This window comes from Clostridium sp. FP2 (assembly GCF_011065955.2).
In the GTDB taxonomy this organism is placed as follows: domain Bacteria; phylum Bacillota; class Clostridia; order Clostridiales; family Clostridiaceae; genus Clostridium_AD; species Clostridium_AD tagluense.
In genome coordinates this window covers 4,944,666-4,958,947 of sequence record NZ_JAAMNI020000001.1, presented here as the reverse complement: position 1 = coordinate 4,958,947, position 14,282 = coordinate 4,944,666, and the positions used below count along the sequence as shown (strand labels likewise).

The following is a 14,282-nucleotide window of genomic DNA, read 5'->3' as shown; positions in this document are numbered from 1 at the left end:
TTTGTTAAATTTTCAGAACTGTACATTGTAATTCCTCCCGTAATTTGTTTTGACTTTTATAATTAATCACTTATGTGATTTATTAATAATTTTCTTCGAAACTGAAATGTAGTTAACAGAAAAAAGCCATGGAAATATCCATGGCTTAAAAAATGATTAATCTTATGCTAAACCAACAGGCATACATAAGAAATTAACTCATATAAAAAGATCATGGGCGAGTAGCCCATGATCAATGTTTATAATTTCATAAAAATACTTTAATAAAGATAAAATATTATGAAAAGATAATTTTCATTAAGGTAGGACTATCATATAAAGTTTTAGACATAAAAATACTACTGGACATAGATAAATTAAATGCAACATTAGAATTAATACATATTTCTTTATTGATCATGATTGCTACCTCCTTTTCAAAATATATTATAATTAACATTTCTTTCAAATGATTCCTTTTTAAGAATACTTTATTTGTTAATAGATGTCAATAGTTAATTTTAAAAATATTCAATTAATTACTTTAAATACATTTCTCCTATTTTAAATACATCTCCTGCGCCCATTGTAATAAGCATATCACCAGCTTTTAAATTAATTCTAAGATAATGTACAATTTCATCAAAACTATGAAGATTTACGCAATTTACATTTTTAGATCGAATTCTGTCTCCTAGCATAGTAGAACTTATTATTCCAGTATCTTTTTCTCTAGCAGCATAAATATCTGCCAGGATTAAGTTATCTATATCATAAAAAGAATCTGAAAAATCTTCAAATAAGCTTATGGTTCTTGAATAAGTATGAGGTTGAAAAACACAATAAATTTTATTGTGGGGGTAATTTTTTGCAGCACTTAAAGTTGCTTTAATTTCTGTAGGGTGATGAGCGTATTCATCAATAACAGTTACCCCATCCTTAGTCCCTTTTAGTTCAAATCTTCTATGAGTCCCCCTGAAACTAGATAGGCCTTTAGTAATAGAGTCTTTAGAGAAATTAAGACACAGCGAAGTTCCTATACTTGCAAGGGCATTTAGAACATTATGCTGACCTGGCACATTAAGGTTTATTTTAAATAGCAGGTGACCTTCTCTATACACATCAAAGCTAGCACAACCTGACTCGTTATAGTGAATATTTTCGGCCTTAAGTATTCCTTCGTTAATTCCATAAGTAAGTATATTACAGTTGTAATTATTATTACGAAGAATAGTTTTAATATTTTCATCCTCTGCATTTGCAACTAAATAGCCTTCCTTAGGAATAAGATCAATAAATTTTTTGAAGGTATCTTTAATGTGATTTATGTCTCTATAGTAATCTAGATGATCTGCATCTATATTTGTTATTGTGGCTATATAAGGAAAGAACTTTAAAAATGATGCTTTATATTCGCAAGCTTCTGTAACAAAATAATCACTATTCCCAGCTAAAACATTACCACAAATAGCATCAAGTTCTCCACCTACCAATATAGTAGGGTCTACATCTTCATTTAAAATTATGTGGGCAATCATTGATGTTGTAGTAGTTTTACCATGGGTACCTGATACAGCCACATTATACTTATGGCCTTTCATAATTTGACCTAAAAATTCAGCTCTATCCATTAAAGGAATATTTAGCTCCATAGCTTTAAGGTATTCAGGATTTTCAGGAGAAATAGCGGCAGTGTAAACAACTAAATCTGCATCCACTATGTTATCGCCATTATGACCTATATAAATTTCAGCACCTTTTTCACTAAGTTTATTTGTTATATGGGATGACTGCATATCAGAACCAGAAACCTTATAATTATTTTTTATAAGTATTTCAGCAAGGCCACTCATACTTATACCGCCAATTCCTATAAAATGAATTTTCTTGTTTTTATCTTTTATAAAATCAAAAGACATTATATCAACTCCTTAAAAATTATTAAGCTTGTTTAGTATATTCAAATACCAGTAATATTGATTATAACAAATTAATGAACATAAGGCACATTCAAATAAACAACAAATCATCACACTAGTCTATTTTAATATGATCAAGGCCTCTTCTTAATTATATACAAAATTACATAAAAACAACACAGGCATAGAATAAAATCTTTTGAAGGTGATTACTTAGGGGGTTGAAAATGGGTAACAAGGAAGTTTTATAAATGACCAATGATCATTTATAATTGATAATTCTAAAGCTTCCTTGTTATTTATTTTAATGTCCATTAGATAAGCATTGTAATAGTGATTAAAAAGATTTACAATAAAATTACGAATGATAGTTAAAGTTTTACTCGGTAAAATTCGTAAAATAAAGATATGGGTGATAAATAATGAATAAATATAGTAGAAACCAAAGAGTTACTGGAATTACTAAAATATTAACAGAAAATCCTAATAAGACAATTAATTTAAAAAAATTTACAGAATTATTTAATGCAGCTAAATCCACAATTAGCGAAGACATTGTTATTGTTCGCGAAACGCTAAGCACGCTAGCTATGGGAAGAGTGGAGACAGTTGCAGGTGCAGCTGGAGGAGTAAAATATATTTGTGGAGTATCACAGGAGGAAAGTAGAATATTTGCAGAAGAGGTATGTGAGATTTTAAGTCACAAGGATAGAGTAATACCAGGTAATTTTATATCTATGACTGATATTATGTATAATCCAGAAATAGTGCATAAAGCAGGAGTTATTCTTGCATCTGCCTTTAATGAGTTAAATATAGACTATGTAGTAACTGTAGAGACTAAAGGAATACCACTGGCCTTTGAGGTGGCGAAGATGCTAGGGGTTCAATTGGTTATAGTAAGGCGGGACCCAAAGGTTACTGAGGGAAGTACTGTTAGTATCAATTATGCGTCTGGTTCCACTAATAGAATTCAGACTATGTCTCTTACAAGAAACTCTATAAAAAAGGGAAGCAAATGTATTTTCATAGATGACTTTATGAAAGCTGGAGGCACTGCAAGAGGCATAATTAATTTGCTAAAAGAGTTTGAAAGTGAGCTTCTAGGTATTGGAGTTTTCATTGAGAATATTGAAAGTGGGCATAAATTAGTAGAAGAGTATATATCAATTATCCAGTTTAAAGGAATAAGTCCTGAAGGTAAATCCAAGTTAAATCCATCAGAAATCTTCGAAAAAGCGTAATATTCAAAATATTTAATATTTTTTTTACAATTTAAGAAGGAATAAACCAAGTTATAGAGAAATAGTATAATTATAACGCAACATAATGCAACTTGGAGGTGGAGTACATGGAAATTACAGATGTTAGAATTAGGAAAATAGCTACAGAAGGTAAAATGAAAGCCATTGTATCAATAACTTTTGATAATGAATTTGTTGTTCATGATATTAAAGTTATAGAAGGACAGAGTGGACTTTTTATCGCTATGCCAAGTAGAAAAACTCCAGATGGAGAATTCAAGGATATAGCGCATCCCATAAATACTGGAACAAGGGAAAAGATTCAAACAGCTATTTTGGAAGAATATGAAAAAGTAAAAAGTGAAGAACCTGTAAAAGTAATAAAAGCAGTAGAAAATTTAGAAGAAAAAGTAGAAGAAAATTTAGAAGTATAAAAAGGGTGAAAACCCCTTTTTATTTTTTTGAAAGAAAATATTTAAAAAACCTTAAGGCTTCTTGCAATTAAATATAATATAATATAATATAAGAGGTGTTTTAATTGATTATAATGTAATATAAGATGTTTTAATGTGTCGAATTATTGTATAAAGAGGTGTTTAATTTGTATAAATGCGCTATAGTATTAGCTGCAGGTGAAGGAAAAAGAATGAACTCTAATACTCCTAAGATGCTACATAAGGTCTGTGGTAAAGAAATGATAAATCACGTTATTGACACTATTAGAAGTGCAGATATAGAAACCATTGATGTGGTAATTGGAAGAGGAGCGGAAAAGGTTAAAAAAGCAACAGAAGACAGAAAGATTAGTTACTCCGTGCAAGAAGAGCAGTTAGGGACAGGACACGCAGTAATGTGCGCTAAAGAATTTCTAGGTGGGCATAAAGGCACAGTGGCAATATTTGTTGGAGATGGTCCACTAATTACTGAAACAACTGTTAGGGAACTCTTAGATTATCATGAAAAGGGGAAATTTAAGGCTACTATATTAACTTCAACTATGAATGATCCTGGAAAGTATGGTAGAATAATTAGAAGCCATATTGGCGAGGTTGAAAAAATAGTTGAATTTAAAGACTGTAATCCTTACGAACTAGCAGTTAAGGAAATAAATTCAGGAATGTATTGTTTTAATATAGAAGAATTACTTAGTAGTTTAGATAAATTAAATAATAATAATGCTCAAAGGGAATACTATTTAACGGATGTTATTGGTATATTAAAGGGGCAAGGGTTTAAAGTTGGAGCTTTTGATGTACCCATTGAGGAAATTACTGCTGTGAACTCTAAAGTAGAGCTTGCAGATGCAGAGCTAATTATGAAAGCAAGAATAAATAGAAAACATATGGAAAATGGAGTTACAATAATGGATCCGAATAACACCTATATTGATTGGTCAGTTATAATAGGGAAGGATACTATTATATATCCAGGGAATATACTACAAGGCACTACAATTATTAAAGAAAACTGTGTTCTTTATCAGAATAATAGAATTGTTGATAGTATTATTCAAAATGGAGTTTCAGTTCAAAGTTCTGTGATAATTGAAAGTCAGGTAGGTGAGGAAACAACTGTGGGACCATATGCGTACATTAGACCGGAAAGTATTATAGGTAAACATGCTAGAATAGGAGATTTTGTTGAAATTAAAAAATCAACTATTGGAGATAATACAAAGGTATCTCATCTTACTTATATAGGTGACGCAGAGGTTGGAAGTGGCTGTAATTTTGGCTGCGGAACTGTGGTTGTAAATTATGATGGTAAATCAAAATTTAAAACAATAATAGGCAATAATACTTTTATAGGATGCAATGCTAACCTAGTATCTCCTGTAAAAATTAATGATAATGCATATATCGCTGCTGGTTCTACAATTACAAATGAGGTGCCTAAAAATGCTTTGGCCATAGCTAGAGCAAGGCAAGTAAATATTGAAAATTGGGTAGTGAGAAAAGGACATAGTAAATAAAGTAACAAGGTATAATAGTTAACGATATTTCAGCACCGCAGGTGATGATTTAATAAGTAAATAATAAAGGGAGGTGGAAAACTGATTTTTGTAGTAAAGTGGATATATAAAAACTACTAAAGGTGCATTAAATTTAGTATATAAATCCTATGATACTACCCTTCTATTTAGTGGATGGAATGAAAATTCATATAAATTATATTAAATATAATTTATAAGATTTTGGAAATCAGGATTACAGATGATAAACCACGGCAAGAATATTAAGATTTTTACAGGTAATTCAAATCCTAAATTAGCTGCAGATATAGCTGAAATACTAGGACTAAAAGTTGGAGAATCAGAAGTAGGGACTTTTAGTGATGGGGAAATATCTGTTAATATTCACGAAACTGTTAGGGGCGCAGATGTATTTGTTGTTCAATCAACTAATGCTCCAGTAAATGACAATTTAATGCAATTACTTATTATGATTGATGCATTTAAAAGGGCTTCAGCAGGAAGGATAACTGCGGTTATACCATACTATGGATATGCAAGACAAGATAGAAAAGCAAAAGCTAGAGATCCAATTACAGCAAAACTCGTAGCAGATATTTTAACAACAGCAGGAGCGGATAGAGTACTTACTATGGATTTACATGCAGCTCAAATACAAGGATATTTTAATATTCCTGTTGATAATTTAATGGGAACACCTATACTTGCAAAATATTATATCCAAAAAGGATTTAAGGATAGAGATGATGTAGTTGTAGTTGCACCAGATCTTGGAAGTGTTGCTAGATCAAGAAAATTTGCAGATAAATTACATGCTTCAATAGCTATAATTGATAAGAGAAGACCAAAGGCCAATGTTGCAGAGATTATGAATGTTATAGGTGATATTAAGGGAAAAACCTGTATAATGATGGATGACATGATAGATACTGCTGGAACTATAACTAACGGAGCTAATGCACTAGTTAAACTGGGAGCAAAAGATGTTTATGCTTGTTGCAGCCATGGGGTACTATCAGGACCTGCTATTCAAAGAATAAATGATTCAGTAATAAAAGAATTAATAATATTAAATACAATTGATGTACCAGAAGATAAACAATGTAGTAAATTCGTTACATTATCTGTAGCACCAATTTTGGCTGAGGCTATAAAGAGAATATACGAAGACGTTTCTGTAAGTAAACTATTCGAGGAAGACTCTAATTTATAAATACATATCTTGAAATAGTGATGCTGAATTATTTTTATAATTGAGTATCACTATTTTTTTTTATAATTTATAATGGTGTAATATATATATAGTATTGAGATAATGATTATACTATATATAAACAATAAATCTGTAAATTCATAATCCTAACAGTGAATAATTTGTAACATTTTCAAAAAACTAATCAGTTGACATTAAAGTATGATAAATTAGTGATATGATAAATTTTTTATAAGGGATCTTTAAAAAAATAAATAAGAATAAATTGATAGCAGTTTTTGCAAGCTGACAATAAAAAATAACAAAAAAATAATAGATAAAATAATTTGGAGGTATACATATGGAAGGAACTATAGGTAAAATACTAGTAGTTGATGATGATAAAAATATTGCTGAGGTAATCAAAATGTATCTTGAAAGTTCAGGATATGCAACAAAAGTAGTGCATGATGGTAGGGCTGCACAGGAGGCTTTTTTAAGCTATAAACCAGATTTGGTACTACTAGATATAATGTTGCCTTATATTGATGGGATAGATGTTTTGAAGTGGATAAGAAAAGAACACGAAACTCCGGTTATTATGCTTACTGCCAAAGGAGAAACCTTTGATAAAGTGCTAGGACTAGAACTAGGAGCAGATGACTATGTAGTAAAACCTTTTGAACCAAAGGAAATAATTGCAAGAGTCAAGGCCGTGCTTAGGCGTTACAATTTAGACAATGGTGGTAAAGAAGTTTTAAACTTTGAGGATTTAGAAATTGACATTAATTCTTATAATGTTACTTATAAAGGCGAAGAAGTAAAAATGCCGCCTAAAGAATTTGAATTAGTGCATTATTTAGCTCTTAATAAGAATAGGGTTTTTACTAGGCAGCAGCTGCTATGTGAGGTTTGGGGATATGATTATCCTGGAGACTCTAGAACTGTGGATGTGCATGTTAAAAGGGTAAGAGAAAAGCTTCAAGGAGGCCCGAATTGGCAAATTGAGACAGTTTGGGGAGTTGGATATAAATTCGAGGTGAAATAGATGGTTAAAAAAGGACTCTTTTCTAAGATGCTAGCCACTTATACTATTATAATATCTATGAGCCTTATAATTATTGCTTCTTTTCTGTCTTATTGGTTTCAAAACTATTTTTTAGACCAGAGGAAAGAACAAATTTTGAATAACTCATATATGATACAAACATATACTATGAAATATATGGCGGGGGATGCTACTTGGCAGCAATTGAATGATATAATAACAATGATTGCTGAGAATATAAAGTCAGATATTTGGCTTACAGATAGCTATGGACGTGTTTATGCTATATCTAATAAAGAGCATAAAGAACTTATGTATAAACAGGTCTTTGTTAAGGAACTAGAAGAGCTTAGACGTGGTAACACTTTTGAAGTTACAGGACCCTATGCTGGAGTACTTGATAAAGCTGTAAGAGTTTACGGTATACCCATAATGAATGAGGGTACATTTAAGGGGTCTATAATATTATATAATTCCATTGAAGAATTAGGTCAATCCTTAAATCGGGTTTATGAAATAATTTGGATATCCTCGATTTTTGCAATAATATTTTCTTGTATAGTTATATATTATTTTTCTCAAAAAATAATTATAAAGCCCTTAGCAGAGATTAATTCTGTAGCTAGAAGAATATCTAATGGGGATGTAGATAAGAGAGTTTATTTAAAATCCAACGATGAAATCGGAGAACTTGCTCAATCTTTTAATTTTATGGCTGATTCCATAGAGAAAAATGAGAAAAATAGACGTGAATTTATATCCAACGTATCCCATGAGATTAGATCTCCTATAACCTCAATTAAGGGGTTTATTAGTGGAATACTAGATGGTGTAATTCCACAGGAAAAGGAAAAATACTACTTGTCTATTGCCTATGAAGAAATTCAAAGATTAACTAGACTTGTAAATGACTTACTAGATATGTCTGCAATTGAAGCGGGAGAGTTTAGTTTAAGAATTATGGAAGTGGATATTAACGAAATAATTAGACTTACAGTTATAAATTATGAAAGAAAAATTAAAGAAAAAAGGGCATCTGTAGACGTATGCTTTGATGGGGATAGTTTATTTGTAGCGGGAGACAGGGATAGGTTAGTTCAAGTGATTACAAATTTATTAGACAATTCAATAAAATATGTAAATGAAGGTGGTAAAATTAAAATTAGTTCAAAGATTAAAGGAAAGAAAGCCTTTATATCTGTGTTCAATGATGGTCCTAAAATAGCAGAAGAAGATTTATTGCATATTTGGGATAGGTTTTATAAAGCAGATAAAGCAAGAACAGCAAAAGATAGTACTGGACTTGGATTATCTATAGTGAGAAATATAATAACTCAATTACAGGAAGATATATGGGTTGAAAATAAGGATAACGGTGTTTATTTTACGTTTACATTAATGAAAGTAAAATAAACTATTTTTCCAAAACTTAATTATAATAATTAGGGGGTGATGCTATGGGTAATAAGAATAACTATAAGGCTCATGAAGAAATAAGAGATGCTATGTGGAAGAATGCAGAGTCTGGTAATGATATCTTTGGAGAAATTATTTTTAGAAAAAATAATAAGAAAAATTATTTCAAATCATTTTTAAAAGTAGTTAGTTTTATACTAATAGCATCCATTTCTGGGGGAGTTACAGCTCAGTATGCAATTAATAAAGAAAAATCGACAAAAGATATTAGTGGAGGGTTAAGTTCAAGCGCTCTAGTTAAAAACCAGGGAATAGGGGATAATCCTATTTTGGCAGTTTCCCAAAAGGTATCACCAACAATAGTTGGTATAAGTAATAAAGAAAAAGGTATATGGGATACTCCAGAAGAAAGTGGTTCGGGGATTATATATAAAAGTGATGGGTTTATTATTACTAATTACCATGTGGTTGAAGGCGCAACAGAAATAAAAGTAAAGCTAAGTAATGATTACGTTTTGAAAGCAAAAGTTGTAGGTAGTGATGCTATATCGGATTTGGCGGTTATAAAAGTTGAAGCGAGTAATCTGCCTGTTGCAAAATTTGGTGATTCCTCAAAGCTTAAAGTGGGTGATTTAGCTATTGCCATTGGGAATCCACTAGGAGACCAGTTTTCAGGAAGTACCACTGCAGGAATTATAAGTGCATTAGATAGAAAAATTAATATAGTTAATGAAAAAACTGGGGAACAAACTATATATAAAGTGATACAAACTGATGCAGCAATAAATCCGGGGAATAGTGGGGGAGCATTGTGCAACGGCTATGGAGAAGTTATTGGTATAAATAGTTTTAAAATTAATTCGGTCATTGGAAGTGAAGGAACGGGTTTTGCTATTGGTATAAATGAAGCTAAAGAGATTATTAATGATTTGATGACTTATGGTAAAGTTATTAGAACAGCTATAGGTATTTATGGAGGAACTGCAATTTCCGTGGGCGCGGATGGTGTAGAGGGAGTATATGTACAAGACGTCGCTCGGGGAAGTGGTGCCGCTGTAGCTGGAATTATGCCTACTGACATTATAATTGAAATAGGCGGGAAGAATGTTAAAAATATGGAGCAATTAAGTAACGTTTTGGGAAAATACAAAGTTGGAGCAAAATTATCCTGTAAGATTTGGAGAGGTGGAAAAGTTAAAGAGATTAGCATAATTCTCTCTGAATTAAAAACACAATAAAATTTGTGGATTAAAGATTTTTTTAGTATAATATTATAAATAAAATAAAAAAATTATGTGTAAGATACAGGGCTTAAACATAATAATATTTGGAGGCAATAATGTACTTGGTAATTGGACTAGGAAATCCAGGAGATGAATACAAAAATACAAGACATAATATAGGATTTGACGTAATTGATTTAATGGCAAGTAAGTATAATGTTTCAGTTAATAGGGTAAAATTTAAAGGTGTATATGGAGAAATTAACATATCATCCCAAAAAGTTATACTTTTAAAACCTAGTACATATATGAATTTAAGTGGAGAGAGTGTACAGCAAGCAGCTGCTTTTTATAAGATTCCAAGTGAGAATATCATCATAATATATGATGATATTAGTTTGGATGTAGGTAAATTAAGGATAAGGAGTAAAGGGAGTGCTGGAGGGCATAATGGCATAAAAAGCATTATTTCCAATATGGGGTCAGACATATTTCCAAGAATAAAAATAGGGGTAGGACAACCAGAAAAGTCCATGGTATCTTATGTTTTAGGACGATTCTCAAAGGAGGATCGGATACTCGTAGAAAAGACCCTTGAAGCTAGTATAAAGGCTGTGGAGACTATAATAGCAAAAGGGGTCACAGAGGCTATGAATGAATTTAATGGGTTTAATGCTTAAATGAAATTATTATTATATATTTATGTAGTAAGTGAGAGGTGTTAGAATGAGACTGAGTGGGCTTATGAAGCCTTTGAAAGATAGTGTTCAATTTAAAAATATACGAACAAATATGGAAAATGAAAATTACCCAATTGGACTATATGGGCTTTCAGAATCAGCTAAGAACTATTTAGTGAATGGCGTGTATGAGCAATTAGATAAATCCCTATTAATTTTAACACATAGTGATGTAGAAGCTAAAAATATTTACGATGACTTATCTTTTTATGTAAATGATGTCTATTATTTTCCAACCAGAGAAGTGGGCTTTTATAATGCAGATGCTGTATCTGGGGATCTTCGGTGGGAAAGACTTAAAGTAATGAAAAAGATTATGCAAAAGGGTAAAAAAATAGTAATTACTTGTATTGAAGCATTGGCAGCTACATATATACCTATAGATTTATTGCAAAAATATATTTTTGGATTGTCTGTAGGAAGCACATTAAATTTGAAGGATTTTACAGAAAAATTAATTCAGTGTGGGTATGAGAGAGTAGATAGAGTTGATACTAAAGGTCAATTTTCTATAAGGGGGGGGATAATAGATTTATATCCTCCTATATCAGCGCTACCTTTTAGAATAGAGCTCTTTGATGATGAAATAGATTCCATAAGGACTTTCAATTGTGAAACTCAGAGGAGTATTGATAAGGTATCCGAAATAGATATATTTCCAGCCAAGGAAATAATATTGACGCAGGAAAGCATGGAAAGTGGATACAATGGAATAAAGGAAGATTTAGGGAATGTACTAGCTAGCTTTAATAAAAAAAAAGACAAGGAAGCTATAGAAAGAATAACTTCACTAGTTAATATTAACTTAGAATCACTTAAAGAAACTTGGAAATTTGAAGCCATTGACAGCTATATGCCTTATTTTTATGATACTACATCTACTTTTTTAGATTATATGAAGGATTCATTTATAGTAGTCGATGATGCACAAAGGTGCATGGGAAAATTAGATAGCGTTTATTTTGAATTCCAGGAAAATTATGAAAATTTTTTGAAACGAGGAAATATACTGCCAAATCAAGCAGGGATTTTAATTGATAAGGAACATATATACGAGGATTTAGATACTAGGGAAGTTATGACAATAAACGCTATAGCTAAAAGCACAAAAGTTCTGAGTCCAAAGTCTATAGTATCTTTTTCACAAATTACAATTAATGATTATCATGGACAATTAGATATACTTATTGAAGATATAAAGGATAAAAAGGTTAAAGGCTACAAAATTGTAATTCTTTCTGGTACAAGAACTAGAGGGGAAAGATTAATAGATATCCTAAGGGATAGGGGTATTGAAAGCGTTTATAAAGACAGTATTTCAGAAATTCAGTTTGGCCAGGTGGTTATAACCTTTGGTAACCAGCTAAAAGGTTTTGAATACCCAGAATTAAAACTATGCGTTATCTCAGATAAAGAGGTTTTTGGTGGAGCGAAAAGAAAAGCTACTAGTCGTTCCAGTAAAAAGGGAGTAAGTAAAATTAAAAGTTTTACAGAACTTAAATTGGGTGATTATGTTGTTCACGTAAATCATGGTATAGGCGTATACAAAGGAATTAAGCAATTAGAGGTTCATGGTCATAAAAGAGATTATTTAGAACTTGGATATAATTCTGGCGATGCCCTCTATGTTCCAGTAGAGCAATTAGATTTAGTACAAAAATATATTGGAAGTGAAGGCAAAGCACCAAAGATTAGCAAACTCGGTGGAGTAGAATGGATTAAGGCTAAAAATAAGGTCAAGAACTCTATTGCGGATATTGCAGAGGATTTGGTAAAGCTTTATGCATCAAGGGCTACACTTAAGGGTTATAGATATAGCAAGGATACTGTATGGCAAAAACAATTTGAAGAAGAATTCCCATTTGAAGAAACACCAGATCAGTTAATTGCAATTGAAGAGATCAAGAAAGATATGGAATCCGATAAACCTATGGACAGATTGATATGTGGTGACGTTGGATATGGCAAAACAGAAGTAGCTGTTAGAGCTGCTTTTAAAGCAGTTATGGATGGCAAACAAGTAGCATTCTTAGTACCCACTACTATACTAGCTGAGCAACATTATAAAAATCTTACCAAAAGATTCTCGGATTTTCCGGTAAAAATTGAAATGGTAAGTAGATTTAGAAGCCCAGCCCAGCAGAAAGTTGTGCTTAAGGCTACAAAAGAAGGAAATGTAGATATACTAATAGGAACTCACAGAATAATTCAGCAAGATGTAAAGTTTAAAGATTTAGGGGTATTAATTATAGATGAAGAACAACGGTTCGGGGTTACTCACAAGGAAAAAATAAAGAGTATAAGAAAGAATATAGATGTAATTACTCTAACAGCCACTCCAATTCCAAGAACGTTACATATGTCGCTTACTGGTGTGAGAGACATAAGTGTAATTGAAACCCCACCAGAAGAAAGATATCCAATACAAACTTATGTAGTGGAGTTTAATGACCAACTAATAAGGGATGCAATACTCAGAGAAGTAAATAGAAATGGTCAAGTTTTTTTTGTGTACAATAGAGTAGAAACTATAAAGGATATGGCAGCATACATAGGTAAGCTTGTTCCAGAAGCTAGACTAGGCATTGCTCATGGGCAAATGACAGAAAGAGAATTAGAATCTGTAATGTTGGATTTTATGGAGAATAAGTATGATATATTAATGTGTACTACAATTATAGAGACAGGAATAGATATCCAGAATACAAATACAATAATAATATATGAAGCAGATAAGATGGGGCTTTCTCAGCTTTATCAATTGAGGGGTAGAGTAGGACGTTCAAATAGAATAGCCTATGCATATTTTACCTATAAAAAAGATAAGGTGTTAACAGAGGTAGCTGAAAAAAGGTTAAAAGCAATTAAGGATTTTACAGAGCTGGGGTCAGGTTTTAAAATTGCCATGAGGGATCTTGAAATTAGGGGTGCTGGAAATATGATGGGCGCGGCTCAACATGGCCATATGGCTGCGGTAGGGTACGATTTATATTGTAGGATGTTAGAGGAGACAGTTAAAAAGATAAGAGGTGATGTGGAAGCGGAACCTATTGAAACTTCTGTTGAAATCAAAATAGATGCATTTATTCCTAGTAAGTACATTGAGGATGAGTCGCAGAAAATTGAAATCTATAAAAAAATTGCAGCTATTGATTCCTATGAGGATATGTTAGATATACAAGAAGAAATAGAAGATAGGTTTTCGGATATACCATCATCAGTTGCAAACCTTATGGACATCGCCTATCTTAGGAGTATATCTAAACAAGTGGGAATAATAGAAATTAAAGAGGTAAAGGAGGAGATAGTACTACAATTTGATAGTAGTGAAAGAATAAATGCAGGATTAGTGAAAGCGTTGGTTAGTAAATATAATAGGAGTATTATTTTTAAATTAGGAACTAAACCAGTCTTTGCATATAAATACAAAGATTTAAAAAAGGAAGAAATACTTTCAAATCTCATAGAGATTGTGAAGTATATAAAAAGTATCGCAGAAATAAAGTTGAAATAAAGTGAAATTGTGATAAGATTAGTATGTATTAAAAT

Annotated in this window: 11 protein-coding genes; 9 read left to right on the top strand and 2 right to left on the bottom strand. The window is 31.5% G+C overall.

The genetic code is table 11. The features are described from left to right. Positions 1-277: 277 nt before the first annotated feature. Positions 278-400, bottom strand: a complete 123-nt coding sequence (locus tag G9F71_RS27440) for a hypothetical protein (RefSeq protein WP_258880993.1) — start codon at positions 398-400, stop codon at positions 278-280. A gap of 118 nt (positions 401-518) precedes the next feature. Continuing rightward, entirely contained in the window at positions 519-1,898 is a 1,380-nt protein-coding gene (murC, locus tag G9F71_RS23450; RefSeq protein ID WP_164949443.1) for a UDP-N-acetylmuramate--L-alanine ligase, read from the bottom strand. Positions 1,899-2,320: 422 nt separating this feature from the next. Here murC and purR point away from each other — a divergent pair, with 422 nt between their 5' ends. The 9 genes from purR (at position 2,321) to mfd (ending at position 14,247) form a co-directional block, all read left to right on the top strand. Next, positions 2,321-3,142: a pur operon repressor gene (gene purR, locus G9F71_RS23445; protein ID WP_164949444.1), complete on the top strand. Its 822-nt coding sequence runs from the start codon at positions 2,321-2,323 to the stop codon at positions 3,140-3,142. A gap of 107 nt (positions 3,143-3,249) precedes the next feature. Continuing rightward, the gene (spoVG, locus tag G9F71_RS23440) at positions 3,250-3,576 is read left to right on the top strand and encodes a septation regulator SpoVG (RefSeq protein ID WP_164949445.1); all 327 of its coding nucleotides are present in this window, start codon (positions 3,250-3,252) and stop codon (positions 3,574-3,576) included. A 167-nt stretch (positions 3,577-3,743) separates the two neighbouring features. Next, the gene (gene glmU / locus G9F71_RS23435) at positions 3,744-5,114 is read left to right on the top strand and encodes a bifunctional UDP-N-acetylglucosamine diphosphorylase/glucosamine-1-phosphate N-acetyltransferase GlmU (RefSeq protein ID WP_164945031.1); all 1,371 of its coding nucleotides are present in this window, start codon (positions 3,744-3,746) and stop codon (positions 5,112-5,114) included. A gap of 241 nt (positions 5,115-5,355) precedes the next feature. Continuing rightward, positions 5,356-6,327 (top strand): ribose-phosphate diphosphokinase, encoded by a 972-nt coding sequence (locus tag G9F71_RS23430; protein WP_164949446.1) that lies wholly within the window; start codon positions 5,356-5,358, stop codon positions 6,325-6,327. 340 nt (positions 6,328-6,667) lie between these two features. Then, on the top strand, positions 6,668-7,354 hold the full coding sequence (locus G9F71_RS23425) for a response regulator transcription factor (protein ID WP_124998419.1): 687 nt from the start codon (positions 6,668-6,670) through the stop codon (positions 7,352-7,354). Continuing rightward, entirely contained in the window at positions 7,355-8,767 is a 1,413-nt protein-coding gene (locus G9F71_RS23420) for a sensor histidine kinase (RefSeq protein WP_164949447.1), read from the top strand. 92 nt (positions 8,768-8,859) lie between these two features. Next, entirely contained in the window at positions 8,860-10,008 is a 1,149-nt protein-coding gene (locus G9F71_RS23415; RefSeq protein WP_224626752.1) for a S1C family serine protease, read from the top strand. Between the two features lie 101 nt (positions 10,009-10,109). Then, positions 10,110-10,673 carry an aminoacyl-tRNA hydrolase gene (gene pth / locus G9F71_RS23410; RefSeq protein ID WP_164949449.1) on the top strand — a complete coding sequence of 188 codons (564 nt, stop codon included), beginning with the start codon at positions 10,110-10,112 and terminating at the stop codon, positions 10,671-10,673. A 46-nt stretch (positions 10,674-10,719) separates the two neighbouring features. Beyond that, positions 10,720-14,247: a transcription-repair coupling factor gene (mfd, locus tag G9F71_RS23405; protein ID WP_164949450.1), complete on the top strand. Its 3,528-nt coding sequence runs from the start codon at positions 10,720-10,722 to the stop codon at positions 14,245-14,247. Positions 14,248-14,282 lie beyond the last annotated feature (35 nt).